The sequence below is a fragment of the Pseudarthrobacter sp. 902506025 genome, assembly GCF_040702325.1.
In the GTDB taxonomy this organism is placed as follows: Bacteria; Actinomycetota; Actinomycetes; order Actinomycetales; family Micrococcaceae; genus Arthrobacter.
Window position 1 is genome coordinate 123,246 of sequence record NZ_JBFBKW010000009.1, and the last position, 24,790, is coordinate 148,035.

General features: G+C 61.2%; 21 protein-coding genes and 2 pseudogenes. 11 read left to right on the forward strand and 12 right to left on the reverse strand.

The annotated features are described in order from the left end of the window. The first annotated feature begins 12 nt into the window (after positions 1 to 12). The 4 genes from nrdE to AB0280_RS16185 all read left to right on the forward strand — a co-directional run bounded on the left by nrdE (position 13) and on the right by AB0280_RS16185 (position 6,161). Entirely contained in the window at positions 13 to 2,133 is a 2,121-nt protein-coding gene (gene nrdE / locus AB0280_RS16170) for a class 1b ribonucleoside-diphosphate reductase subunit alpha (protein WP_366367878.1), read from the forward strand. A 108-nt stretch (positions 2,134 to 2,241) separates the two neighbouring features. Beyond that, positions 2,242 to 3,216: a class 1b ribonucleoside-diphosphate reductase subunit beta gene (gene nrdF / locus AB0280_RS16175; protein WP_015937302.1), complete on the forward strand. Its 975-nt coding sequence runs from the start codon at positions 2,242 to 2,244 to the stop codon at positions 3,214 to 3,216. Positions 3,217 to 3,957: 741 nt separating this feature from the next. Continuing rightward, on the forward strand, positions 3,958 to 4,764 hold the full coding sequence (locus tag AB0280_RS16180) for a hypothetical protein (RefSeq protein ID WP_366367783.1): 807 nt from the start codon (positions 3,958 to 3,960) through the stop codon (positions 4,762 to 4,764). Positions 4,765 to 4,820: 56 nt separating this feature from the next. After that, positions 4,821 to 6,161, forward strand: a complete 1,341-nt coding sequence (locus AB0280_RS16185) for an SMODS domain-containing nucleotidyltransferase (RefSeq protein WP_366367784.1) — start codon at positions 4,821 to 4,823, stop codon at positions 6,159 to 6,161. 1,511 nt (positions 6,162 to 7,672) lie between these two features. On the opposite strand, the gene AB0280_RS16190 is transcribed toward AB0280_RS16185, so the two are convergent. Together AB0280_RS16190 and AB0280_RS16195 are read right to left on the reverse strand one after the other, a co-directional pair. Then, on the reverse strand, positions 7,673 to 8,047 hold the full coding sequence (locus tag AB0280_RS16190; protein WP_366367785.1) for a hypothetical protein: 375 nt from the start codon (positions 8,045 to 8,047) through the stop codon (positions 7,673 to 7,675). Between the two features lie 56 nt (positions 8,048 to 8,103). Continuing rightward, on the reverse strand, positions 8,104 to 8,616 hold the full coding sequence (locus tag AB0280_RS16195; protein WP_366367787.1) for an NAD(P)H-binding protein: 513 nt from the start codon (positions 8,614 to 8,616) through the stop codon (positions 8,104 to 8,106). Between the two features lie 119 nt (positions 8,617 to 8,735). Here AB0280_RS16195 and AB0280_RS16200 point away from each other — a divergent pair, with 119 nt between their 5' ends. Continuing rightward, positions 8,736 to 9,344 (forward strand): TetR/AcrR family transcriptional regulator, encoded by a 609-nt coding sequence (locus tag AB0280_RS16200; RefSeq protein ID WP_366367788.1) that lies wholly within the window; start codon positions 8,736 to 8,738, stop codon positions 9,342 to 9,344. A gap of 39 nt (positions 9,345 to 9,383) precedes the next feature. Beyond that, the gene (locus AB0280_RS16205) at positions 9,384 to 10,085 is read left to right on the forward strand and encodes a type 1 glutamine amidotransferase domain-containing protein (protein WP_366367790.1); all 702 of its coding nucleotides are present in this window, start codon (positions 9,384 to 9,386) and stop codon (positions 10,083 to 10,085) included. A 110-nt stretch (positions 10,086 to 10,195) separates the two neighbouring features. On the opposite strand, the gene AB0280_RS16210 is transcribed toward AB0280_RS16205, so the two are convergent. The 10 genes and pseudogenes from AB0280_RS16210 to AB0280_RS16260 form a co-directional block, all read right to left on the reverse strand. Further along, complete coding sequence (locus AB0280_RS16210; protein WP_366367792.1) at positions 10,196 to 11,176, reverse strand: aldo/keto reductase; 981 nt, start codon at positions 11,174 to 11,176, stop codon at positions 10,196 to 10,198. Between the two features lie 23 nt (positions 11,177 to 11,199). Then, positions 11,200 to 11,964, reverse strand: a pseudogene (locus AB0280_RS21540) (SDR family NAD(P)-dependent oxidoreductase). A gap of 130 nt (positions 11,965 to 12,094) precedes the next feature. Further along, positions 12,095 to 13,066 (reverse strand): helix-turn-helix transcriptional regulator, encoded by a 972-nt coding sequence (locus AB0280_RS16225; protein WP_366367795.1) that lies wholly within the window; start codon positions 13,064 to 13,066, stop codon positions 12,095 to 12,097. Positions 13,067 to 13,316: 250 nt separating this feature from the next. Then, positions 13,317 to 14,138: a fumarylacetoacetate hydrolase family protein gene (locus tag AB0280_RS16230; RefSeq protein ID WP_366367797.1), complete on the reverse strand. Its 822-nt coding sequence runs from the start codon at positions 14,136 to 14,138 to the stop codon at positions 13,317 to 13,319. Between the two features lie 113 nt (positions 14,139 to 14,251). Then, positions 14,252 to 15,169, reverse strand: coding sequence for an HpcH/HpaI aldolase/citrate lyase family protein (locus AB0280_RS16235; RefSeq protein ID WP_366367798.1), 918 nt, complete (start codon positions 15,167 to 15,169; stop codon positions 14,252 to 14,254). Between the two features lie 16 nt (positions 15,170 to 15,185). After that, a complete protein-coding gene (locus AB0280_RS16240; RefSeq protein ID WP_366367799.1) occupies positions 15,186 to 15,497 on the reverse strand; it encodes a hypothetical protein in 312 nt (103 codons plus the stop codon). After that, positions 15,494 to 16,573, reverse strand: a complete 1,080-nt coding sequence (locus tag AB0280_RS16245; RefSeq protein WP_366367801.1) for a tartrate dehydrogenase — start codon at positions 16,571 to 16,573, stop codon at positions 15,494 to 15,496. Before AB0280_RS16245 ends, AB0280_RS16240 begins: the two co-directional genes overlap by 4 nt. A gap of 33 nt (positions 16,574 to 16,606) precedes the next feature. Beyond that, complete coding sequence (locus tag AB0280_RS16250; RefSeq protein WP_366367802.1) at positions 16,607 to 17,554, reverse strand: phosphoglycerate dehydrogenase; 948 nt, start codon at positions 17,552 to 17,554, stop codon at positions 16,607 to 16,609. A gap of 96 nt (positions 17,555 to 17,650) precedes the next feature. Continuing rightward, a complete protein-coding gene (locus tag AB0280_RS16255) occupies positions 17,651 to 19,024 on the reverse strand; it encodes a cation:dicarboxylate symporter family transporter (protein WP_366367803.1) in 1,374 nt (457 codons plus the stop codon). Positions 19,025 to 19,119: 95 nt separating this feature from the next. Continuing rightward, positions 19,120 to 20,286, reverse strand: a complete 1,167-nt coding sequence (locus tag AB0280_RS16260) for a mandelate racemase/muconate lactonizing enzyme family protein (protein WP_366367805.1) — start codon at positions 20,284 to 20,286, stop codon at positions 19,120 to 19,122. Positions 20,287 to 20,521: 235 nt separating this feature from the next. Between AB0280_RS16260 and AB0280_RS16265 the strand changes: the two genes are divergently transcribed. The 5 genes and pseudogenes from AB0280_RS16265 (at position 20,522) to AB0280_RS16285 (ending at position 24,643) form a co-directional block, all read left to right on the forward strand. Beyond that, complete coding sequence (locus AB0280_RS16265) at positions 20,522 to 21,220, forward strand: GntR family transcriptional regulator (RefSeq protein WP_366367806.1); 699 nt, start codon at positions 20,522 to 20,524, stop codon at positions 21,218 to 21,220. 259 nt (positions 21,221 to 21,479) lie between these two features. Then, positions 21,480 to 21,740: pseudogene (locus AB0280_RS16270) on the forward strand (PspA/IM30 family protein); the annotation flags it as partial. A gap of 708 nt (positions 21,741 to 22,448) precedes the next feature. Continuing rightward, positions 22,449 to 22,673 (forward strand): helix-turn-helix domain-containing protein, encoded by a 225-nt coding sequence (locus AB0280_RS16275; protein ID WP_366367807.1) that lies wholly within the window; start codon positions 22,449 to 22,451, stop codon positions 22,671 to 22,673. A 278-nt stretch (positions 22,674 to 22,951) separates the two neighbouring features. Then, complete coding sequence (locus tag AB0280_RS16280) at positions 22,952 to 23,695, forward strand: GAF and ANTAR domain-containing protein (protein ID WP_366367808.1); 744 nt, start codon at positions 22,952 to 22,954, stop codon at positions 23,693 to 23,695. A gap of 687 nt (positions 23,696 to 24,382) precedes the next feature. Then, complete coding sequence (locus AB0280_RS16285; protein WP_366367809.1) at positions 24,383 to 24,643, forward strand: hypothetical protein; 261 nt, start codon at positions 24,383 to 24,385, stop codon at positions 24,641 to 24,643. Positions 24,644 to 24,790 lie beyond the last annotated feature (147 nt).

Here is a 24,790-nt window from a genome sequence, read left to right on the forward strand (position 1 = left end):
CAGAAGCCTGAGATGCCCGCCGCCTACAAGGGCTTGGGTTATCACGAGCTGAACGCCATGCTGAACCTCTACGGCCCGAACGGCGAAATCCAGTTCGACGCCGACCGCGAGGCCGCCCACCAGTACTTCCTGCAGCACGTGAACAACAACACCGTGTTCTTCCACGACCTGGAGGAGAAGCTCGACTACCTGGTGAAGAACCAGTACTACGAGCGCGAGACGCTGGACCAGTACACGATGAACTTCATCCGTGACCTGTTCAACCGTGCCTACAAGAAGAAGTTCCGCTTCGAGACCTTCCTGGGCGCCTTCAAGTTCTACACCTCGTACACGCTGAAGACGTTCGACGGCAAGCGCTTCCTGGAGCGCTACGAAGACCGCGTCTGCATGGTGGCCCTGCACCTGGCGCGCGGCAACGAGCAGCTCGCCCTGCAGATGGTGGATGAGATCATCGACGGCCGCTTCCAGCCGGCCACCCCCACCTTCCTCAACGCAGGCAAGAAGCAGCGCGGCGAGCTGGTCTCCTGCTTCCTGCTCCGCATCGAAGACAACATGGAGTCGATCGGCCGCTCCATCAATTCCGCACTGCAGCTGTCCAAGCGCGGTGGCGGCGTGGCGTTCGCACTGACCAACATCCGCGAGGTGGGTGCGCCCATCAAGCAGATCGAGAACCAGTCCTCCGGCGTCATCCCCGTGATGAAGCTCCTCGAAGACAGCTTCTCCTACGCCAACCAGCTCGGTGCCCGCCAGGGTGCCGGCGCCGTGTACCTGCACGCGCACCACCCGGACATCTACCGCTTCCTGGACACCAAGCGCGAGAACGCGGACGAGAAGATCCGCATCAAGACCCTCTCGCTGGGCGTCGTCATCCCGGACATCACGTTCGAGCTGGCCAAGAAGGACGAGGACATGTACCTGTTCTCGCCCTACGACGTGGAGCGCGTCTACGGCATGCCCTTCTCCGACGTCTCGGTCACCGAGAAGTACTACGAGATGGTGGACGATTCCCGGATCAAGAAGACCAAGATCAAGGCGCGGGAGTTCTTCCAGACCCTCGCCGAGATCCAGTTCGAATCCGGCTACCCGTACATCATGTTCGAGGACACCGTGAACCGGGCCAACCCGATCGACGGCAAGATCATCATGTCCAATCTGTGCTCGGAAATCCTCCAGGTTTCCCAGCCCACCACGTACAACGATGACCTGTCCTACGATGACACCGGCAAGGACATTTCCTGCAACCTCGGTTCGCTGAACATTGCCAAGACCATGGACTCGCCGGACTTCGGCCTGACCATCGAGACGGCCATCCGGTCCCTGTCCGCAGTGTCCGACATGTCCAACATCACCTCGGTTCCGTCCATCGCCAAGGGCAACGACCAGAGCCACGCCATTGGCCTGGGCCAGATGAACCTGCACGGCTACCTGGCCCGTGAGCGGGTCCACTACGGTTCCGAAGAGGGCCTGGACTTCACCAACATCTACTTCTACTCGGTGGTGTACCACGCCGTCCGCGCCTCCAACCTGCTGGCCGTCGAAACCGGCCAGACGTTCGGCGGCTTCGAGAAGTCCAAGTACGCCTCCGGCGAGTTCTTCGACAAGTACACGGAGCAGGAGTGGGTGCCGCAGACCGAGAAGGTCCGCGACCTCTTCAAGAACGTGCACATTCCCACGCAGGATGACTGGCGTGCGCTGAAGGCTTCCGTCATGGAGCACGGCATCTACAACCAGAACCTGCAGGCTGTGCCGCCGACAGGGTCGATCTCTTACATCAACAACTCCACCTCATCGATCCACCCGGTGGCGTCCAAGATCGAGATCCGCAAGGAAGGCAAGCTGGGCCGCGTGTACTACCCGGCGCCGTACCTGACGAACGACAACCTGGAGTACTACCAGGATGCGTACGAGATCGGCTATGAGAAGGTCATCGACACCTACGCTGCCGCCACCCAGCACGTGGACCAGGGCCTGTCGCTGACGCTGTTCTTCAAGGACACGGCCACCACCCGCGACATCAACAAGGCCCAGATCTACGCCTGGAAGAAGGGCATCAAGACCATCTACTACATCCGTCTCCGCCAGCTTGCGCTGGAAGGGACCGAGGTCGAGGGCTGCGTCTCCTGCATGCTGTAGCCCCGCTGGTCGAGCCTGGCGAGACCAAAGGTTGAGTACGACGGCGGGTGCCCGCCCGCCGTCGTACGCTTTAACTTAGAGAAACCCACCCAACGCTTAGGGGATGACATGACCGAGAAGGTCAAGCTGCTTAGCCACGTCGAGGCCATCAACTGGAACCGGATCCAGGACGACAAGGACGTGGATGTCTGGAACCGTCTGGTGAACAACTTCTGGCTGCCGGAGAAAGTGCCGCTGTCCAACGACGTCCAGTCGTGGAACACGCTGACCCCGGTCGAGCAGCAGCTCACCATGCGCGTGTTCACCGGCCTCACCCTGCTGGACACCATCCAGGGCACCGTGGGCGCCGTTTCCCTGATCCCGGATGCGCTGACCCCGCACGAAGAGGCCGTCTACACGAACATCGCGTTCATGGAGTCCGTGCACGCCAAGAGCTACTCCTCGATCTTTTCCACGCTGGCCTCCACCAAGGAGATCGACGAGGCGTTCCGCTGGTCCACCGAGAACGAGAACCTTCAGAAGAAGGCGCAGATCGTCATGGATTACTACCAGGGCGACGACCCCCTGAAACGGAAGGTGGCCTCCACCCTGCTGGAGAGCTTCCTGTTCTACTCGGGCTTCTACCTGCCCATGTACTGGTCCTCGCGCGCCAAACTCACGAACACGGCCGACCTCATCCGCCTGATCATCCGTGACGAGGCCGTGCACGGCTACTACATCGGCTACAAGTTCCAGCGCGCGCTGGAGACCGTGTCCGAGGAGCGCCGCCAGGAAATCAAGGACTACACGTTCGAGCTGCTCTTCGAGCTGTACGAGAACGAGGTCCAGTACACCCACGACCTGTACGACGGTGTGGGCTTGGCCGAGGACGTCAAGAAGTTCCTGCACTACAACGCCAACAAGGCCCTGATGAACCTGGGCTACGAAGCGATGTTCCCGGCGTCCGTTACGGACGTGAACCCGGCCATCCTTTCGGCCCTGTCCCCGAACGCCGACGAGAACCACGACTTCTTCTCCGGCTCCGGGTCTTCCTACGTGATCGGCAAGGCCGTGAACACCGAAGACGAGGACTGGGACTTCTAACTGGTTGTGAGAGGTAGACCTAAGTAGAAGAACCAGTTCCTATTTGGAAGTTTGGGGGCGCGTAGTTGGAAGTCTTCCAACTACGTTGGTGTGAGATCGGAACCTAGTTGGCGATTCCGCGACTAGTTGGCGATTTCGTCCTATGTACCTGGCGAAAAACTGGCCTAGTTGGCGATTAGCCTAACGATTCAAACGCAGGTATCTTCCTTCTCCACTGCTGGCCAGATGGTTATGTGTCCCTTGGCCAGCAGTGGATCAGGTGGGGGTAGTGCGCCGGGCGCCTGCGGTGACCCTCCAGTTCTGGGCGCAAACGGACTGCCATGCTTCCTCCCCAATTTCTGACGCATTTTTCTTGTATTGCCGTTTCGACGCGCCTGGAGCGGAAGTGCGAGTCTCCGACCTGCCTGAGCAACTTCGCTGTATTTCAGCAAAAACAGCCTCGTATCTGAGCATATTCAGTTCCTGCCTAAGTAGACGTACGAGTAGCCGTAGGTTAGTTGGCGCTTGTCACCCTATTCGGCGGATCGGCTCAAAGTTGATGCTGGCGGGTCAGTATTTATGAAAACCGGGCGCTTGGGCCTAGTTGCTGTACTCGGACAAAGGGCGGCCGGCCTTTGGCTCCGATCGCTGCTGGGCCATATCTGTTCACTTCTCGCTCGAACTGCCGTTGATCGGATGAAGCTACGTCCTACTCGAAACGGCCCATCAACTCATTCACTACTGCTTACGAGGAGTCTTAGCATGGCTCGCCTGTTCTCCTATTTCATCGGATTGATAGTTTCGACAATCTGGATGTTAAATTCCGACCCGGACAAAGCATTCTTTGCCGTTCCAAGCGGCCTCGCGATCGGCTTCGTAATACCGTTGCTGGACACCACCATTACTAATTTACGATTCCTGAAGGTCGCTTGCTACGCGCTCCGTACCTGGAAAGACCGTGTCCGTATTTCCGCGTCCTACCTCTATCGGATCAACGTTGATGGCGACTACCTACTCGTAAAGGGACATAGGTTCGATCAGTATCAACCCGTCGGGGGCGTCTACAAGACCCATCCGTCTTCGTCAGGCAAACTACGGGACCTGAGCGTCCTGAACGACAAATTGTTGGTCCCAGACGCCGTCAGTGAGGGCGACCTGCGGGTACGCGTCCCGGGCAAACATCTAGTTTCATTCGTACGGTGGTTCGAAGGAGAACGCGGACGTGAGACCGACTGCTGGCGCGAGTTCCATGAGGAACTCGTTGCTACTGGAATTCTCCCTCAAGAGCTATTTCGGCTCATCAAATACGACCGAGTCGAACGTCTCTATCGCCCTATGAAGTACAGCCCGTGGGCAAATAGCCAGGAACTGCTGATCGCCGACGTTGTCGAGCTTCTCCCAACGCCTGACCAGCTGGCTGCACTGCGTCAGCTCAAGACCACTTCCGACTCTAGGATTCTTTGGGCCAAAGAAGACCAGATCCGCCGCAGGGGAGCAGCAGACGGCGCAGCCAGTCAAATCACCCAAATAGCGCAGACGGCAGAGTGGACAGTAGATGCCACGGTCTGAAATCACCGTGCGGCGCTTTGCGGTTAGCCCTCTGAATTTCTGAAGAAAGATAAAATATGAGTCAGTCCAGTGATTTCAAGGCGTTTCTCAGGGACAAGGTCAATTTAAACCAAAGCAGGTTGAACTTGCTTTCTAAACGCGTGGCCGCTATTGAGAACTTCCTGTCGCACGATGAGGTCTTTGGCGAGTATGTAACCGAAGTGATCCCGCAAGGTTCATACGGGCACGGAACCATCATCAAACCTGTCGGTAACAGAGACTTTGACGCAGACGTATTAGTGCCGATGGATGCGGTTGAAGGGTGGAATCCGAGCGACTACGTGCAGAAGTTGTACGAGGCATTTGGGCGCAGTGCGTTTTACAAGTCGATGCGTTCGCGCAAAAAGCGCTGCGTGACAATTGACTACGTGGGCGACTTTCATGTCGACGTGGTCCCGTTTGTGAACCGATACGGCACTGAATACGTCGCCAATAGGAACACCGACCAGTTCGAACCGGCTGCTCCGGACGAATTCACCGAGTGGTTAGAGGGAAAGAACAGAATTACGAACGGAAACCTTGTCAAGGTCGTCCGGCTCCTTAAGTACCTACGCGACCACAAAACCCGCTTTGCGATCCCGTCGGTCACGCTAACCGCCGCGCTTGCTCACCAAGTCAGTGAGACTGCCAGAATCATTGACCCGGATGCGTACAGGGACGTGCCTAATACGCTTCGTACACTTTCAGCGGCTTTGTCTGCCCAACTCGCCGGGTACCCCAACGCCGCCCCTCGTATCATCGACCCCGGCACTGGTCGGAACTTGGCTGACCGTTGGCAAAGCCATAATTACCAGACCTTCCGCGCTCGATTTGATTCATATGCTAGAAAAGTCGCCCAAGCCTGCGATGATCCAGATTACGGCAAGGCAGTGAAAATCTGGCAAGACTTGTTTGGGCCAAACTTCGGCGTTGTCGATCGGTCCACCAGCCTTACGGCGGCCGCCCCGACTAAGTCGCTAGTGCCGCCCTCTGAACATTTTCTGGACCGAGATTTCAACATCCCTGAAGCCCTCGACCCGGGCTATCACTTCGAAACCGTCGGCTATATTGTCCCCGGCAAGGGCTTCCGGGACGGCCCCTTGCCACGGCGAGGTGACAGGGTCGGCAAGCACCGGTCCTTAAGGTTCAGGATTGAAAAATCGAACATACCTGAGCCATATGACCTGTACTGGAAGGTTCGCAACTACGGAGAGGAAGCAGAAAGGGCCGATTCTTTGAGAGGTGAGATCCGGAAGGACGGCGGTGCGCGTAGTTGGTCCGAGACGACTTCCTACACGGGGTACCACTATGTCGAGGCAATGATTGTCAAGGACGGCACTTGCGTAGCAAGAAGTCGCCAGAATGTCATTGTCTCCTAAGCGTGCGCTGCCAGTCCTGGCAGCACCAAGATCTTGTGCTGTGAAAAATGACGCAGGCTTTAGGCGTGCTGCGCGTTTAGCGGTTGCCGTGGCACCGTCTCCTGGCTCTCGCGACCAAGGGGCAAGCCAAGCTGCCGCTCTCCGCCTCCCATGGGCCCTCGTCTTCGGTGTGGCTCCGTTGGTCCTGCACCGGCAACTCTTCTGCTGCCACATATAGCGTCGTGATGTTGATGGTCTTGTCTCTATTGCTTTATCTGCCTTACTTCAACCTTGCCTGTCACATAGTTCGGAGTAGGCGGTTGTCCAGAGTGGCGCAAAATTAACAATTCTGGGAATACATTTTCCAGACCTTAACAATTGTTAGTTTGTGCACTGTGGGCCGCGAAGACCTCAGGCCTCCGGCTTTGGAGAAGTATGCGGCGCTCTCGAAGATCTTGGGTAGGGCTTCCGGTTGGTACTCGACACCGCGGGAAGACCGACACTTGAAGGGGAGGCGCCCTAAGCCTCGCCCTTCAGATCTCACCAACCCCAGGGCTTCGAGACGTTCGGGAGTGTATCGGTTAGGGCACCCCTGATTCTGTTGATCGAAGCAACACCCAATCCAGGGAGTTCCTTCGATGTATCAACAGTTCGATTCGCCCACCGGCGTCAGGTTTCTTGCTCTCATCAAGGAGGGCAAGAGTTTCAGAGAATCATTACGGGCGCCAGGTCATCTCGTAACCAAGGGTGTGGTCAGCGATTCGGCCAGTAGGCTTCGAGCCTTCCTGGTCTCCGTTCAAGCAGCTCTGGAAGGCTTCAAGCAGCACATGCATCTATCACGCCAGAAGCGTAGGCTTCAAAATCATTCGTGGGACGGTTGTGCAGGAAGCACCTTCTTAAAGGGGGACGCATGGGTGCCATACTTTTCGGTTTCATACTGCTGATAGCTGGCATAGTCGGCGTACTGACGGCACGCAGATCGCTAGAAAAGGGCACCGAAAGAATCAACTCGCTCGCACCCAATTCGGATCATCGAACAGCCCTGCGAGTTGGATCCACAATTCGATGGATCTTCGTTGTCATCTGCTTAATGGTCGGAATCGGAATGATCTTGGCCGGTGCCCTAGGTGCTCTGAAGTGAGGCACGATGCGAAATGACCTATAACGACTTTTCGTCCATAGTGCTTGCCCTGGTCGGGGTTGCATTGATCGTTTTCAGACGTCCTCTGTCCCGGCTCCAGCTCACGGCACTGGTGACCTTTGAGCGATTTAGGAAGAACCCTCACGCAATTTGGGTCAACGAGTGGACCTGGTGAATTGTCTGTGACAGAGCATGGGGGATCCCTCAACGGACACCATCCAGTCCTGCCTTTGCCGCCCTAACCGCAACGCTCCGGATTGTCTCGTAAGGCTTAGGAAACGAGACGTCTCGCCAATGGGGCGTGGGCTCTATCTATCCGAGGCGCAGCCGGGTGGAGGCCAAGCGGCCGGTTGGAGAGTGGGTGCAGTCCGGAAGAGGTCAATCGGTGCGGTTATTGCGGCCGCCCGGCGTCGGCTTCGCGGCGGATGATGGAGAGCCCTTCCCGGTAGGGGGTCACCGTGAATTCAGGGAAGCGTGTGGCGAACTTTGTGGAGTCGAAGCGGTTGTCGTACTTATAGCGCGGCAGCAGCTCCCTGAGCTCGCGCACCTGCCTGGAGAAGAATCCGGCGGCATTCAGGACCCACCATGGCACGACGGTGTAGCCGGAGCCCCGGCCGAAAGCGTCGCCGGCCATGGCAGTAAATTCGCGATAGTTCGGCCAGTCCCCTGGGACAGGAAGGTGCCACGTCTGCCCGAAGGCGTCCGGGGTGTTGCCTAAAAGCGCCAGCGCCCGGCTCGCGTCAGGTGTCCAGATCAGCGACCGCATCCGGTCATCCCGCACCGGAACAAGGGGTTTCCTGCCGGTCTTGAGGCGGTCGATGATCAGGGCGTTCGTAAAGCTCTGGGTCCGGGCCGGCCCGTAGAACTCGGGGGCCCGGGCGATGATTGCGGGGATGTCTCCGGGGGGGTGATCTCATCAAGCACCAGTGACGCCATCGCCGCACGGACCCTGCCCTTCCGCCCTGCGGGGGCGAACGGGGTCTCTTCTGTCTGGACGCGGTCGTCCTGGGGGTACATGTACGTGTTGTCGAAGTACACGAAACTGGCACCAACCGACCGTGAAGCCCCCAGCGCGTTTCTGAGCATCGTAGGGAACTGCGCCTCCCACAGTTCCGTGTTTGCCGGAAGCCCTGCGGTGAAGTAGACGGTGTCACTGCCTTCAACCGCGGCAGCCGTTTGGCCAGCATCGAGCAGGTCGGCCCGTACCAAGGCATCGGTCTCGTTGACCTTGCGCGGATTGCGGCTCACAAGTCGCAGATTGGTGGTGTACTTGCGGTTCAACTCACGGGCGAGTTCCACGGCAATTTGGCCGTTCGCACCCAGTATCGTCTGCATTTTCAACCTCGGCTTCCTGCCCGCACGACTTCATCCCGCGGCTCCAACTATTGGGTGACATGCGTTCCCCCATGCGGTATGTTTGCACTGCTTACATAGCGTAGGAGGCAAAGTTAGCAGTGTCAACATCGGAAAAGAGCTACCACCACCACGACCTTCGTGCAGCCTTGCTTACCGCTGCGATCGAGAGCCTTGAGGCCGGCGAGTCATTCTCCTTGCGGGCTGTCGCGCGTCGCGCAGGGGTGTCTCCTACCGCGCCCTACCGGCATTTCGCGGATCGGGACGCGCTCGACAGCGCGGTCGCGGTCGAGGGATTCAAGGATCTCCGCGCGGACCTCCGGGCCGCGCTGGGCGACGTCGCGGAGCCTGCTGGGGCGGAGGAGGCGGTCAGCGCGCTGGGAGTGGCATATGTCGCGTTCGCACTGCGACGACCGGCGGTGTTTCGGCTGATGTTCGGCAACCAATGCGATGAGGCGAACAGCGAACGCGTCCAAGCCTCGGAGCAACTCCATGACGTGCTGAACCGGGCAATTGAGTCCCTTTTCCCGGGTGCGAACATTTCGAGCCTGTCGACCGCGCTGTGGAGCATGGCCCATGGCCTGGCCTTCCTGCATCTCGACGGCAAGTTGCGGCCCACGCCCGCCGACGAAGTTGCAGCCCGCGTCCAGTCGGCGGTTGCGGCGGTCTTCGCCCTGCACGGCACGTCCTCTGACACCTCCCTCCCTTAGGGAGCCCCGATCCGTCCACCACACTCAGGAGAACGACCCATGACCAGACGCATCCTCCACGTCGTCAGCAACGTCGGCCACTACGACGACCCGTCCCACCCCACCGGCCTCTGGCTTTCCGAACTCGCTCACGCATGGGATGTGTTCGGGGCGCACGGCTTCGAACAAACCATAGTCAGCCCCCAAGGCGGCCCTTCCCCCTTGGAGCCTCGATCGCTGAAATTCCCAAGCTACGACAAGGCAGCCAAGTCCTGGCACGCCGACCCAGCGCGGATGGCCCTTCTTCGAAACACCGCCAGCCCGGAAGGGATCAACTCGGCCGACTTCGACGCCATCTACTTCACCGGCGGCCACGCCGTCATGTACGACTTCCCCGACAGCGAAGGCCTGCAAAAGATCACCCGCGAAATCTGGGAGCGGGGTGGCGTCGTCTCCTCCGTCTGCCACGGATACTGCGGGCTGCTCAACACCAGGCTCTCCGACGGAAGCCTCCTCGTGGACGGGCGCAAGGTCACCGGCTTCGCGTGGCAGGAAGAGGTCCTTGCCCGGGTCGACAAGCTCGTGCCGTACAACGCCGAAGAGGAAATGAAGAGCCGCGGCGCACTCTACGAGAAAGCCCGGCTGCCGTATATCTCCTATGCGATCGCTGACTTCAATCTCGTCACCGGGCAGAACCCCGGATCCGCCAAGGCAACCGCACGGAAGGTCGCCGCCCTCCTCGAGCAATCCTCCGGGCAGTAACCGGCCACAGTCGTACAACCCCAGGAAACGAGACGTAGCATCGGACGAGCATTGATTGACGTTGATTCTTTGGAACTGGGACCTTTTGGCGGGCACAGCACGGCTAGGGATCAGCGGTCGATCGAGGCCATGTTCGCGTCGTCGTGCCGGGCCCCTGCTGCGGGTTGGAGTGAGTTCAGGCGTTCGAGCTGGTTCGTAGTGAGCTCGATGGAATCAGATGTTGTGTTTTCCTCCACACGGGAGACGCGGCGGGTGCCTGGGATCGGGGCGATGTCTTCGCCCCGGGTCAGGAGCCACGCCAACGCGGTCTGGGCTGGGGTGGCGCCAATTTCCGCGCCGATGCTCTGGACTTCGTCGACGATGCGCAGGTTCCGGACGAAGTTTTCGCCCGTAAAGCGCGGGTTGGTTTTGCGCCAGTCATCATCGGCGAAATCCTCCACCTTCCTGATCTGCCCGGTGAGCAGACCATGCCCGAGGGGTGAGTAGGGGACGAATCCGATGCCCAGTTCACGCAGCAGCGGCAGAATTTCGTCTTCGACGTCCCGGGTCCACAGGGAGTACTCGGTCTGCAGGGCCGTGACGGGCTGCACGGCATGTGCCCGGCGGATGGTGCCCGGGGAGGCTTCGGATAGGCCGAAGTGCAGCACCTTGCCTTCTGTGATCAGGTCCGTGACGGCCCCGGCGGTCTCTTCGATTGGGGTATTCGGGTCGACCCGGTGCTGGTAGTAGAGGTCGATATAGTCGGTGCCCAGACGCTTCAAGGATCCCTCGACAGCCGTACGGATGTTCGCGGCGCTGCTGTCCGTGACACCTGCGCCGGCACCGGAATGGGAGACCAGGCCGAACTTGGTGGCGATCTTCACTTCGTCACGGCGTCCCTTGATCGCCTGGCCGACAATTTCTTCGCTCAGGAACGGCCCGTAGATCTCCGCTGTGTCGATGTGGGTGACTCCGAGTTCGAGCGCACGGTGGATCGTGCGGATCGATTCGGTGTTATCCAGGGCGCCTTCGCTTGTGTAGGTGCCGGCCATGGTCATGGCGCCGAGGCCGATGCGGGAGACTTCCAAGTCTCCGAGGCGTGCGTTTTTCATACTGTTCTCTTTCGGTAGGGTTCTCAGGCTTGGGAGCTGGGCATCGCCCACAGTTCGGCGATAGAGGATCGGCGGTGGCGGGTCACCATGTACGCGATGCTCTCGGCGATGTCCTCCGGCTGCAGCTTCTCGGGGATGTTCTTCGCGTCGGAGACGGCGAGATCGCTCTTGATGGTGTCATTGTTGTGTGAGATCAGTTCTGTTTCGACCGCGCCGGGTTCGAGTACCCCGACCCGGACGTGCTTCTTCGTGATCTCCTGGCGGAGGGCTTCGGTGAAGCCGTTCACGCCGAACTTCGTCATGTTGTACGCGGCGAAGTTGCCCACGCCTGCCGGCCGGCGAGGAGGAGATGTTGATGATGTCCGCGACGACGCGCAGTTCGTCTTCCGCTGCAGCCAGAAGGTGTGGGAGTGCCGCCTTCGTTATGTAGAGCAGGCCGTTCTGGTTGACCGCGATCATCCGTTCCCATTCGTCGATGTCCTGATCGACGACCGGTCCGAGGAGCATGAGTCCGGCGTTGTTGATGAGGATGTCGAGGCGGCCGAAGTGGTTTACAACCTCTGCTACGGCTTGTTCAGCCTGGGTTCGGTGGTGATGTCGGCAGGAACGGCGTAGGCGGTGCCGCCGGCAGCCCCGATCTCGGCCACGAGTGTGTCGAGGCGGTCCTCGCGTCGGGCGACGACGGCGACGGACGCACCCTGCTCGGCGAGGGCACGGGCGGTGGCGTCACCGATCCCGCTGCTGGCCCCGGTTACCAGGGCAACAGATCCGATGAGTTTTTGTGTCATTGGTTGTTCTCTTTCATAGGGTTTGGCTGAATTTGGGCAGCCGTCAGCAACGTCCGTTCAACGGAGACTGTTAGCGGCTTGCCCGAATGGCTCGTTAAGTGGTTGCTACTGCGGTGAAGGCGAGGTCTTGTCAGTTACGTCGTTGTTCTGTCTTCCCCGGGCGTGGTTGGAGGGGCTGCGCCTGGGAACGGGCAGTTATGGCCGTTTCGTCTTCTGCGTCCTTGGTGGTGGAAGGCGCCGCCGCCCAGCTGGCGAGGAACGCCAGCGCGGTTGCGGAGGCCGAGCAGGGCTCGGCGGTGAAGGTGAACAGGGTCTGGCCTTCGTCGCCGGGCAGGTGCAGGGTCTCGAACTGCAGCGACAGGTCTCCGGCCACCGGGTGATGGAATCGCTTGGTTCCCGTGGTGTGGATCCGGACGTCGTGCCCGGCCCAGAGCGCGGCGAACTGTCCGCTGCGGGTGGTGAGCTCCCCGATCAGTTCGTTCAGTGCCCGGTCGTGCGGGTTCCGGCCAGCTTCCAGGCGCAACATGGCTACCGTGGTGGCGGCCACCGCGTTCCAGTCCGGGTACAGGTCCCCGGCGCCCGGGTCTAGAAAAAGGTAGCGTGCCTGGTTCGGCAGCCTGCCCGAAAGGTCCGGGCCGAAGGACGAAGTTGAGTTGAAAACGTCCGCATACAGTGCCCGGCCCAGCAGGTTGGCTGCGAGCACGTCCGAGCGGCCGTTCTGCACCAGGGCTGCCACCCCTGTCATCCCGTCCAGCAACCGCAGGACCCCGGGGCGGACCCGCCGCTGGGATGGCTTCCTGGGCGTTCGGCGTGCCGGTGTGTTGGCGGTCCGGGCCAGGTCCATCAAATGGGCCCGCTCGGCCTCATCCAGCTGGAGGGCCGAAGCCACTGCTTTAAGGACCGAGTCGGAGACACCGCGAAGGCTGCCGCGTTCCAGCCGGGTGTAATAATCGGTGCTCACGCCGGCCAGTTGTGCCACCTCCTCACGCCGCAGGCCCGGCACCCGGCGCAGTTCCCCGTAGCTGGGGATACCGGCCCGCTCCGGACTGATCTTCGCCCGGCGCGAGATCAGGAACTCACGGATGTCATCTCTTCTGTCCACATCCCTCACGCTACGCACCATGACCTGGCAGTGGCAGTGTCTGTTGGACACCCCCAGTGGCCTCAGGGCCTCCGACATGGGGCACCGCCAAACTGTTTCTGCTTCTCGGTTCAACGGATCGCGTATGCCCACCGCTTTTGGCCGCTATTGAGAAGCCGCGAGCGGTCCTGAAAGTTGATGAAAGGCGGCAGTCTCGTAACCCATTGTTTTCTGAGACAGAAGTGCGTTGGTTTCTTGATACCGGTTCTCGTCAGCTGGCTTCTGCCCTAACGGTGTTGGTGATGCTGCCGACTCCTTCGACGGCCACGGTGATGGCGTCGCCGTCCTTGAGGAATATTTGGGGGTCCCGGCGGTATCCGACTCCGGCTGGTGTACCGGTGAGGATGACGTCCCCTGGTTCCAGGGTGGTGAATTCGGAGATGGTGGCGATGAGTGTGGGGATGCTGAAGATCAGGTGGGAGAGGTCGGATTTCTGTACCACTTCCCCGTTCAGGGTGGTGCTGATGCCAGCTTTGCTGACGTCGGTGTCTGCCGGCGCGACGATGTGCGGGCCGAGCGGGGTGGTGTTGTCCCAGATCTTGCCCTGCAGCCATTGGTGGGACTTGTTCTGGAAGTCGCGCATGGTGACGTCATTGGAGACGCAGTAGCCAAGGATGTGCTCCATTGCGTTGTGTTCGGCGATGCGGCGGCCTGTCTTGCCGATGATGACGGCGAGTTCGCCCTCGAAGTCGACCTGGGTGGATTCCGGGGGAAGGATGATGTCGTCGGCCGGTCCTATGAGGGTGGACGTGTACTTGGGGAAAAGGACGGGAAAGGTGGCCGTGCTGGTGTCATCGGCATGGTCTTTGTAGTTCAGGCCCACGCAGAGGATCTTGCCAGCCCTCGGTGACGCCGCGCGCAGGGTGACTTCGGATAGGGGAACCCGGGATTCGGTCAGACGGGCGGCACTGGCAAGGAGATCGGCGGAGGTTTCCGGTCCGATGTCGGTGAGCCCGGCTAGCGGGATGAGGTAATCGCCGTGAACTTCGCCGAGGTAGTTGTGACCCTTATACCGGTAGTTTGCGTAAGCCATTCGTTCTCTCTTGATGGTTGTGTTTGCTGATGAGGCTGCTGGGGTCGGACGTGCGAAGGGCATGGTTGTTCGCCTTGGCCGCCTCATGCAGGCGTCCGCGTCGGGAGCGGGCGTTAGTGTGCCGGGTGCACGCCAAAGGCGACGGCGAGTTTCATGATCTTCTCAGCGCGGCCCAGGCGGGGCAGGTCGGAGCCGTCACGGATGACGCGGCCGTCGGCTTCGAAATCGTTCATGAAGTCGGTGGCCCACGCGACATCGGACGGCGTGGGGCTGATGACCTCATTGATCACGGGGGTCTGGTCGATGGCCAGGCACAGCTTGCCGGTCATGCCCATCATCACCGTGATGCCGGTCTGCTCGCGCAGGATGGGGTGGCTGGTGCCGACCGTGGGGCCATCAATGGGGCCCGGCAGGTTGCCCACCCGGCTGGCAACCACCAGCTTGGCCCGCGGGTAGGCCATAGCTTCCGGAGTGGCGGCCATGCCCGTATCGCGGCGGAAATCACCGGAGCCGAAGGCCAGCCGGAACGCGCCCTGCGCCTTGGCGATATGGTTGGCTTCCTCGATGCCGAGTGCGGATTCCACCAACGGAATCACGGGGGTCTTGCCGTCCATGCGGTGGAAGCTCTCGGTGACCTGGTCCGCGGATTCGGTCTTGGCCAGCATCACGCCCAGCAGCCCCGGCGTGCCGCGCAGCCCGGCGAGGTCATCGGCCCAGAACGGGCTGGTGGCGTCGTTGATCCGGACCCAGGCCTTGCCGCCGGCGGTCAGCCAGTCGATGACGTTGTTCCGGGCCTGGTCCTTCTGCGAGGGGTCCACGGCATCTTCAATATCCAGGATGATCGAATCGGCGCGGGACACGGCCGACTGGTCAAACAGTTCCGTTTTCATGGCATTGACCAGCAGCCAGGAACGGGCGATCTCTGCGGGGATATTGCGTTCAAGGACGACGCCCGGGAGCACGTTCCTTAGGACCGGGCTGGAGTAGGAGGTGTCTTCGGTGCTTTGGGGCATGTAGGTGGGCTGCGTCATGGGTCTCCGTGCTAGATCAGTTCTGTGATGGTGCTGTCGATGTCGTCCCGTAGCAGATCCCGTGTTCGGCCTCTTCCGGGTGGGCCCACACTTCGATCCCGTGTGCGGCCTCGTACATGGTGCGTGGTTGGGCGGCGTCGCCTGCGATCCAGAGCGCTGTGGAGTCTGCCATGGCGTCATCCACGGTTCCGGTGCGGATTATCTGGCCGTGCTGGCGGATCTGGACGTTCTCTCCTATGAGCCGGCGCCAGTGGAGGTGCTGGCGGAGCATGATCCGCTCTCCGACGGCGGGTGTGCGCCCGTTGCTGCGGCCAGTCGAGGGGGTCATGATGTCGTCAGGGCCGATGCCACGGCTTCGCCCAGTTGCTCTGTGGTGGCATTGCCGCCCATGTCCGGTGTGAGTGCTTGCTGTCCGTTGGCGAGCACGGTTTCCATGGCGGTGGTGATGGCGGCGGCGGCTTTGGGTTCTCCCAGGTGGTCCAGCATCATCGCGGCGCACCAGATCTGGCCGATGGGGTTGGCGATGCCTTTGCCGGCGATGTCCGGCGCGGAGCCGTGGACGGGTTCGAAGAGGCTGGGGAATTTGCGTTCGGGGTTGATGTTTCCGCTGGGTGCGATGCCGATGGTTCCGGTGCATGCCGGACCGAGGTCGGAGAGGATGTCGCCGAAGAGGTTGCTGGCGACGACGACGTCGAACCAGTCGGGGTGCATGACGAAGTTCGCGGCCAGGATGTCGATGTGGTACTTGTCGACCTTCAGGTCCGTGAAGCCCTTGGCCATGGCTTCCACGCGTTCGTCCCAGTAGGGCATGGTGATGGAGATGCCGTTGCTCTTCGTGGCGGAGGTCAGGTGCTTCTTGGGCCGGCTCTGGGCGAGGTCGAAGGCGTACTTGAGGATCCGGTCCACGCCGGTGCGGGTCATGACGGTTTCCTGGACCACTGTTTCGCGGTCGGTGCCTTCGAAGATTTTCCCACCGATGCTGGAGTATTCGCCTTCGGTGTTTTCGCGCACGACGTAGAAGTCCACGTCGCCGGGGACCCGGCCGGTCAGGGGGCTGGTCACCCCGGGCAGGAGTTTGACCGGGCGCAGGCTGACGTACTGGTCGAAGTGGCGGCGGAACTGCAGCAGGCTTCCCCACAGCGAAACGTGGTCGGGGACGACGTCGGGCCAGCCGACGGCGCCGAAGAAGATGGAGTCGAACTGGTTTAGCTCCTCGAACCACCCGTCGGGCAGCATTTTCCCGTGCCGGGTGTAGTAGTCAGCCGAGGCGTAGTCGAAGTGTTCGTATTTGAGGTTGAGGTCGAAGGCGGCGGCTGCGGCGTCCAGGACGCGCAGTCCTTCGGGTACGACTTCGGTGCCGATTCCGTCGCCGGGGATGACTGCGATGCGGTGGGGTTTCGACATCAGGATCCTTCTTCGTCTTTGTTGGGTGTGGGGTTAGCGGTCGACCGGGTGGGCCGGTTCGCGGTTTTCGAGGACGTCGATGACGGCGTGTGCGGCAGCCAGGCCTGCCCGCTCCCGGGCCTGGGCTGTCTGACCGGCGAGGTGGGAGGTGATGAGTACGTTGTCCAAGCCTCTGAGGGGGCTGTTTCCGGGCAGTGGTTCGCTCTCGAGGACGTCCAGGGCGGCGCCGCCGATGGTGCCGTCGCACAGGGCCTCGGCCAGTGCCTCTTCATCTACGAGGGAGCCGCGGGCGGTGTTAATGAGGACGGCGGTCGATTTCATCGCTTCCAGCCGGTCCGCGTCGATAAGTTTGCGGGTACCGTGGCCGGCGCGGGTGTGCAGGGAGAGGTAGTCTGCGTCGGCGATGACGGTGTCGAGATCGGTGAACCGGACTGCAGTGGTTTCCTGGTCAGGGTGGGTGGTGCTGACCAGGACGTTCATGCCGAGAGCTGCGCCCAGGTTCGCGGTGGCGCGTCCGCTGGGACCGTAGCCTACGATGCCGAGGGTTGAGCCACGCAGTTCGTGGCCGGCTTCCCGGGGCCAGCCGCCTTGGCGGACGGCGGTGGTGACCTCCAGGAGACGGCGGGCTGACATGATGATCAGTCCGATGGCCAGTTCGGCGACCGAGTGGTGGTTGGTTCCTGGGGCGTGGCAGACCCTGATTCCTTGTGCGGCCGCGGCCGGGACGTCGATGGAGTCGTATCCCACGCCGCTGCGGGCGAGGACTTTCAGGGATGCGGCGGCGGAGAGCATGTCGGCGGTGACCGGTTCGCTGGCGAGGATGGCTCCGGAGATGCCGTCGAACAGTGAGCGGCGTTCCTCCAGTGTCCGTGAGCCTCTGGACGGTGCGTAGACGGGTTCCAGGCCATGGTCGCGGAGGAGGTCGTAGACGGCATCTCCGGCGTGCAGGTAGTCGGTTGTGATAAGTATGCGCCGAGCCATGGTGTGGTGTTCCTCGTCGGTATAGCGGTGGGCTGGTGCTGGGTGAAGTGCACACTGGGCAGGGCCGCCCCCGGGGAGAGGCGGCCCTGACAGGGTTTAGTGGGCGTCGACCGTCTCGATCTCGACGTGGTCGGCCGTCCTTGCCGGAAGTTCGTTTTTCTTTCGACCCGATGCGTGTATCACGTTGCGGGCCTGTTCCAGGTCGAAGTCTTTCTCCCATTTGCCGACGACGACTGTTGCCAGCACGTTGCCGATGACGTTGATGAAGACGCGGCCTTCGTTCAGGAGGCGGTCAACGCCGACGATGAGGGCGAGGGCGGCGGTCGGGATCGCGCTGACGGCTCCCAGGGAGCCGGCGAGCACAATGAAGGCTCCGCCGGCGACGCCTGCTGTTCCCTTGCTGGAAATCATCATGATCCCCACCATGGCCAGCTGCTGTTCCCAGGAGAGGTGGATCCCGACGGCCTGGGCCAGGAAGACGGAGGCCATGGTGAGGTAGATCGCGGATCCGTCGAGGTTGAAGGAGAACGCGGACGGGATGACGATGCCGACGGTCGGCTTGCCGACGCCCATATTTTCGAGCTTCTTCATGACCTGCGGGAGCACGGCCTCGCTGGAGCATGTTGCCAAGGCGATCAGGAGCTCGTCTTTGAAATAGCGCATGACCGTGAAGATGTTCAGGCCGCAGGTCCGGGCGATGATGCCGAGGACGACCAGGACGTAAACGATGCAGGTGGCGGTGAAGAGCAGGATGAGGAAGCCGAGCTGCTGAAGGCTGGTGGCCCCGTACTTGGCCACGGTAGCGGCGAGGGCGCCGAAGGTTCCGATGGGTGCCAAGCGCATGAGCCAGCCAACGATGCGGAAGATCACGGTGGATAGGGCGCGGATGCCGCCGGTGAGCAGGACACCGGATTCTCCCGAGAGGTTCAGTGCTGCGCCGAAGACGATGGAAACCAGAAGTGCGGCCGGGATGGCGCTGCTGGTGAGGGCGCCGAAGAATGATGCGGGGATCAGGCTGTTGACAAACTCGAGGCCATCAAAGCTCTTGCCAGCGCCGGGGATCTTGTCGGCGTTCAGCTTGGACACGTCGATGTTCATGCCGTCGCCGGGGTGGAAGATGTTGGCGACGAGCAGGCCGATGAGCATCGAGATGAGGGAGAGGACAATGAAGTAACCGAGGGCTTTAAGGCCGATTCTCCCTGCCTTGCGCAGGCTGTCCATGGACGCAACGCCGAGGGTGACGACGCAGAAGACGACCGGGATGATGATCATCTTGACCAGGGCGATGAACCAGTCGCTGAGCGGGGTCAGCTGCGAGCCGACCTGCGGGATGAACATACCTACGAGGATGCCGAGGACTCCACCGAGGAGCACCTGGAACCAGAGTTCACGGATCAGACGCCCGAACCGGGACGACTGTTTGGGCGGGTGTGGGGAATGCTGGTGGTCCTGCACAGTGTGGGAAGACATCTTGGGTGCTCCTTTGCACGTCAGACGGAAGAGTTGGGGGTGGTTGCCTGGTCCCGGGCAGTTCTGCTGCCAGGGACCAGGCAGGTGTGGGTGGTTTACTCGTGCAGGCCGCGCAGGACCTTGTAGAACTCGGCCTTGCCTTCCAGCCCAATGCCGGGCAGGTCGCCGGGGGCTACGCGGCTGTTGACGACGACTGCGTCGTCGGTGAAGCCGCCGGTGGGCTGGAATTCGCCGGGGTAGGACTCGTTGCCGCCCAGCTTGAGGGCTGCGGCGATGTGCAGGGAGAACTGGTGTCCGCCGTGTGGGATGCAGCGGCGGGAGGACCAGCCGTGCTGGGCCAGCATGTCCTGGATCCGGCGGTATTCGGTGAGGCCGTAGCTCAGGGCCGGGTCGACCTGGATGAAGTCCCGGTCCGGGCGCATGCCGCCGTAGCGGACCAGGTTCCGTGCGTCCTGGAGGGAGAACAGGTTCTCTCCCGTGGCGATGGGGTTCCTGTAGTGCTCGGAAAGGGTGGCGTTCAGGGCGTAGTCTAGCGGGTCGCCGACTTCTTCGTACCAGAACAGGCCGTACTTATCGATGGCTTTGCCATATTCCAGGGCGGTGTCCAGGTCGAACTTGCCGTTGACGTCCACCATCAGGCGGGACGCATCGCCGTCGAGGACCTCGATCACGGCCTCGATGCGGCGGAGGTCCTCTGCCAGGTCGGCGCCGCCGATCTTCATCTTGACAATGTTGTAGCCCTGGTCAAGGAAGCCGCGCATTTCGTTCTGCAGGTCTTCCAAGGTCTTGCCGGGGGCGTAGTAGCCGCCGGCGGCATAAACGAAGACGTCCTTGTCCGGATTGCCGTCACCGTAGTGGTCCGAGATCCAGCGGTACAAGGGGACACCGGCGATCTTTGCGGCGAGGTCGTGGAGGGCCATGTCGGCCACGCCGACGGCGACCGACCGTTCGCCGTGGCCACCGGGCTTTTCGTTGGACATCATGATGTCCCATGCCTTCTCCGGTGACAGTTCGCCGTTCTCATCCATGAGATCCTCGGCAGGAGCATCCAGCAGGCGCGGCAGGATGCGGTCCTGCAGGATGCCCGTAGCGTTGTAGCGGCCGTTGGAGTTGAACCCGTAGCCGACCAGGGGTTTGCCGTCGACAAACACATCGGAGACGAGCGCGATGATCGTGCAGTCCATCTTGGTGAAGTCAATGAACGCGTTCCGAATCGAGGAACTGATCGGGATGGTGCCTACGTGGGCTGAAACGATTTTCATCTTTGAATCTCTCTTGGTTGGATCGATCTTATTTCTTATAAGATTGATGCTCGCGCCATGGCACTGGCTGCGCATCCGGTGGGCGGGCTGCTCAAATATCTTATAAGACGTTGAATCGAGGTTAGCGGGCCGTGACCCGGAGCACAAGCCCGGCCACGAGATTTCTTATAAGATGTTGGTTCGAGGGCTACACTTAGCGTGACGGGGCAACGTTCCCACGGATTTGGAGCGGCAGATGAGTACCAACGTCTTTTCGAGCAAGGGCAGCTTGGCGTACAGCGAATTGCGTCAGATGATCCTCTCCGGCGCCTTAGCCCCCGGCTCGCGCATCTCCCAGTACGAGTTGGCCGAGAACATGCAGATGAGCATCACCCCCCTCCGTGAAGCTATCCGCCGGCTCTCGAGCGAGGGCCTGATCACTATGGACACCCACCGCGACTCCAAGGTGGCTGACATGAGCGCCGCCGAAGCCCGCGAACTGCTGGAAGTCCGCCTCTCCCTGGAGCCGTCCGCAACGGAACTGGCGGCCTACCGCCGGACCGACGCTGACATTGCCATCATCCGGGCGGCCGCCGAAAAACTACTCCCCGTCACGCGCGTGTGGGGCGAAGACGCCATCATCGCTCACCGCGACTTCCACCGCGCCGTCTACACGGCTTCTCACAACGCAACCCTGATCAAGCTCCTGGATGACCTCTGGGACAAGTCCGACCGCTACCGGCGCATCGGCCTGGAGCTGCCTTCCGGTGACGAGCCCCGCACCATCGACCTGAACCAGCACCACCAAATCCTTGAACTCGTCACCGCGGGAGACGGGCCCGGCGCGGCAGAACTCGCTCGCACCCATATCGCAAACAGCCTCACAGCATCGGTGACAGGTGCCTTGGAGGAGCGGGAGAACGAATCCCCGTCCGACCTGGAGAGAACCGCCTAAAACCGCGCCGGCTTTTGGGGTCCGAGCTTCCTCATTCGCGGCGTCATCTGGTGCGACATTTAGTGTCGTGAAAATGCCGCCATATAGCGCCGCGAGTCACACACCTCCCCTGCAGGTCACAGATTTTCGGTGGAATCGCGGACGCCGCCGCCAAGTGCAATTCTCGTAACTCTATTTCGCAACCTTGGGTTGGAATCGGGGTCTTCGTTGATAGTTACGAGACAGGTGAACGGCACGTGAAGGATCTCCTGAGTGCGTCCAGGTCAACGACGCGCTCCGTGCCCTCGACGCAGGAGACCCAGGCTCCGCCATCGGCCGCTACGAGGAGAACATCCGCCGCAAGGAAGCCACAGTCCGCGGCCAGCAGGAACTCGCCGCCTCATCCCTGGACGGCCAGTTCGCCTCCCTCCAAGACCTCGGAGAGCAGACCGAATTGGAGGCACGGCTCGCCGCTCTCAAGTCCATGGACCGGAAGGCCATCGACCACTGGGACGCTCTACAGGGGGCCTGGACCCGGTAGGGGAGAGGGGTGAAGTTCGGCAGCAGGAGCCGCAGCAGGTTCGCCTGGAATATCTTAAGTGCCGAATTTTCCATCAAAGCTCGCGAAATCCCTTGCCGTGCGCGCTTCGTAGGACTTGGATCGCTTCATGAGGACACCGCCGGTGAAACAGTTGCAAGTGGGCAGTGTGACCATCGAAGCCGCCAAGATCCGCAGGGTGAATATGAACTCTATTCTCGACTTGGGATTCGCGTGATGATAAGGTCCCATGTCCCGGGTCCCTCAGACTCCGAGTTCGCAGCTGATCATTCCTTCGTCAGGACGCTATCGCCAGGGATTTTTGCCTTTCAGGTTCTCGGACCCGGCCATCGTGACCTGGTGCCGGAGGACGCCTGGCACATCTTTCCCCTCGCCGAGGGCAAAAGGATGGTCATCTCCCGCACCCCGAACGCTTGGTGGGGGCGCCGCGAGGGCTTCCCCGACACTGGCTTCGATGCCCTACGAGAGGCAAACAAGGACCTGTTGGGTAAATGGGCCGGGCCGGTCGCAGGACCCGGCCCTGCATGACGGCCAGGAAGCAGTGAAAAGCGAGTAAGAAGGATGGCGCAGAGGTGCCAGGGCTGATCGATTGCCTCGAGGACTAGTGCCTTTCCCAAAGGCGCTGGGAAGTCTGCAAAATTCGACCATAGGATGAACCGGGTGAGTGAACAACCGATACCGCCTCGTTTCATGACGCCAACCCAGGCTGGGGAAGAGTTGAACGTGAACCCGAGCCAGATCCACGCCATGATCAAGGCCGGGGAGCTTCGGGCAATTCAGGTTGGGGGCCGCGGCCTTTGGCGCATCGGCCGCCAAGACCTTGAGGACTACATCGCCGAAGCCTACCGACGGATCTCTGAACGCATTGCCGCCGGCGAGCTCGAGGATGCCGGGTCAGTGGATGACGAGCCGTAGCGGCGGACCTCGGCGGGAGGTTGCTTATTCAGAATGTATTCAGAATTTTAGAGATATGTCTGCTCCCGCGATTTCCCACAGCGCTCAGTCGTTGAGGTCCCGGTAGTAGCTTGCTGGCAGCGTGTTGCTAACCCGCGAAATGGAATTCGATTGCGGTAGACCGGCGCCTATCTCCCGTGGGCGCGCATACTGAAGTTATGCCGTGCACGCGGCTTTGGTAGTCCTCCGGTGTCCCACGTCAAAGGGTGTTGTTTGGGCGCTAGAGGAATGAGGCCACCATGGCCGACGGAACAAGCTCGCTGCCCGCCGAGATCGTCATTGATCACCTTCAGAATCTTGTTCTGGGTACCGAGGACGTGAAGGAAATGCTCGACGAGTTGGCAGACTTCACCGCACGGGCACTTTCTGACTCAGCAGTCGCCTTCAGCAGCATCACTCTGATGCGTCAGAAAAAGCCCCTTACGGTTGCGTATAGTGAACAGGGTGCACTGACGCTGGACGAGGTTCAGTACCGTGGCGGTGACGGGCCTTGCCTGGCCGCGATCCGTGAACAGGCCGTCATTCACGTCCCGGACCTTGGCCGCGAACGCCGCTGGCCCGACTACACCGCCGCCGCCCGGCGCGAGGGTGTCGGGTCGTGTTTATCGGTCCCGCTGAACCTTCAAGGCGAAGCAGAAGCAGGCTTGAACATCTATTCCACCCGCACCTACGGGTTCAAAGGCGACGACATTGAAAGGGCACAATCCTATGCCCAAGAGGCCTCCAAGGCTTTACGCCTGGCCGTCCAGGTCAGCCAGCTGACTGAGGCGAAAGCACACCTCACAGCCGCCCTGGAATCTCGAACCGTCATAGACCTCGCAGCAGGTGCCATCATGGGCCAGAACCGGTGCAGCCAGGAATCAGCGATGAGAATCCTGAAGATAGCCTCCAACACACGCAACGTGAAACTCCGTGATGTAGCAGCTTCAGTGATCGCATCGCTGACGGGCGGGACAGAAGTGCATACCCACTTCGATGTGTGATTCGGAGGCGGACGGCGGCCCGGGTTACCCGGCCATCAGAGCCGTCGACTTCTTGACGGCTCGTCCGGAGCCCCGAGCCCCATAAGAGGCCCGGGGACTGCAGGAGAGCTAGCGCAACGGCGCTGCAACTCCGGTCACTGGCAGTCCTGGTTCAAGGATGCGCCACAATCTACTCTGTGCCCAGAGAGTGCAACACGCGCCCCAACACCAGGTATCCCAATGACCTGGCAGGTGAGCAGGCCTGCATCAGAGGTCACCGCCGTGGGCCGCTACCAACGATTGGGGAACCGACCCGTGGACGCCCTGATGAAGGTCGCTATTTCGGCGCGGTTTCTGCCCAAGGCTTTACCCGCGTAGAGGGCTTGGGCCTGTGGAGGGGTGCGTCACGGCGTCAGGGACTCAGGACCGGGCCAGGTTGCGATCCACGCCAGGCGATGACAAGTTCTATGGCCTCGCCGGGGTGGGTTTGGGATGCAATTGCTCTGCTTCTTGCTGCGGACTCGGCCGGAGCACCGGCGCAAACAAGCAAGAAGACCCCCGATGGCTCAATTCGATGCTGGTAATTGCGCTGCCCGGGCCGGCGTGTCCCCGACACGCGCTGTCCGAATGAGGCGCCGTTATGTTGTGGCGGATCTGTCCTCCCCATGCTTATAGTGCTCTCTTGCCCAATTCCAGGAGAGGATTGCAATGGCCGCCCAGGACTACTTCGTTCACCGCCACCGCGATACCGTGATTCCCGAAGACCACCTTGACGTGTGGCGCCCGATCCACACCTCAGATGCTGCGATCCAGATCAACCAAGCGGACGGAATCACAGCTTCGGTGTCGTACCAGACCGAACATGCTCCTGCATTGGCGCGGGCCATCCTGGAGGCCGTCGGCCTGGATCCTCGGACCGTTTTCCTTGGCGACCTGCCGGATCTGACCACCCCGAATATGTCGGCCTAGGGCCCGCTTTCCTGCTCCGCCGCCCTACCCTGCCGCCAGCCGGGGATGATGTGGTTCAGCTGCGCTTCTCTGTCTGTGGTGACGCTCTGCCTGGCCTTCTGCCCGCAGGCTCTCGTTGCCGGTGGCTGCGCCGGCAGCTTTCTTGAC

Coding starts and splice junctions, on each gene's coding strand:
- nrdE (WP_366367878.1), top strand. CDS start 13: ATGCCCGCCGCCTACAAGGGCTTGGGTTATCACGAGCTGAACGCCATG.
- nrdF (WP_015937302.1), top strand. CDS start 2,242: ATGACCGAGAAGGTCAAGCTGCTTAGCCACGTCGAGGCCATCAACTGG.
- AB0280_RS16180 (WP_366367783.1), top strand. CDS start 3,958: ATGGCTCGCCTGTTCTCCTATTTCATCGGATTGATAGTTTCGACAATC.
- AB0280_RS16185 (WP_366367784.1), top strand. CDS start 4,821: ATGAGTCAGTCCAGTGATTTCAAGGCGTTTCTCAGGGACAAGGTCAAT.
- AB0280_RS16190 (WP_366367785.1), bottom strand. CDS start 8,047: ATGCGGTCGCTGATCTGGACACCTGACGCGAGCCGGGCGCTGGCGCTT.
- AB0280_RS16195 (WP_366367787.1), bottom strand. CDS start 8,616: ATGCAGACGATACTGGGTGCGAACGGCCAAATTGCCGTGGAACTCGCC.
- AB0280_RS16205 (WP_366367790.1), top strand. CDS start 9,384: ATGACCAGACGCATCCTCCACGTCGTCAGCAACGTCGGCCACTACGAC.
- AB0280_RS16210 (WP_366367792.1), bottom strand. CDS start 11,176: ATGAAAAACGCACGCCTCGGAGACTTGGAAGTCTCCCGCATCGGCCTC.
- AB0280_RS16230 (WP_366367797.1), bottom strand. CDS start 14,138: ATGGCTTACGCAAACTACCGGTATAAGGGTCACAACTACCTCGGCGAA.
- AB0280_RS16235 (WP_366367798.1), bottom strand. CDS start 15,169: ATGACGCAGCCCACCTACATGCCCCAAAGCACCGAAGACACCTCCTAC.
- AB0280_RS16240 (WP_366367799.1), bottom strand. CDS start 15,497: ATGACCCCCTCGACTGGCCGCAGCAACGGGCGCACACCCGCCGTCGGA.
- AB0280_RS16245 (WP_366367801.1), bottom strand. CDS start 16,573: ATGTCGAAACCCCACCGCATCGCAGTCATCCCCGGCGACGGAATCGGC.
- AB0280_RS16250 (WP_366367802.1), bottom strand. CDS start 17,554: ATGGCTCGGCGCATACTTATCACAACCGACTACCTGCACGCCGGAGAT.
- AB0280_RS16255 (WP_366367803.1), bottom strand. CDS start 19,024: ATGTCTTCCCACACTGTGCAGGACCACCAGCATTCCCCACACCCGCCC.
- AB0280_RS16260 (WP_366367805.1), bottom strand. CDS start 20,286: ATGAAAATCGTTTCAGCCCACGTAGGCACCATCCCGATCAGTTCCTCG.
- AB0280_RS16265 (WP_366367806.1), top strand. CDS start 20,522: ATGAGTACCAACGTCTTTTCGAGCAAGGGCAGCTTGGCGTACAGCGAA.
- AB0280_RS16275 (WP_366367807.1), top strand. CDS start 22,449: ATGACGCCAACCCAGGCTGGGGAAGAGTTGAACGTGAACCCGAGCCAG.
- AB0280_RS16280 (WP_366367808.1), top strand. CDS start 22,952: ATGGCCGACGGAACAAGCTCGCTGCCCGCCGAGATCGTCATTGATCAC.
- AB0280_RS16285 (WP_366367809.1), top strand. CDS start 24,383: ATGGCCGCCCAGGACTACTTCGTTCACCGCCACCGCGATACCGTGATT.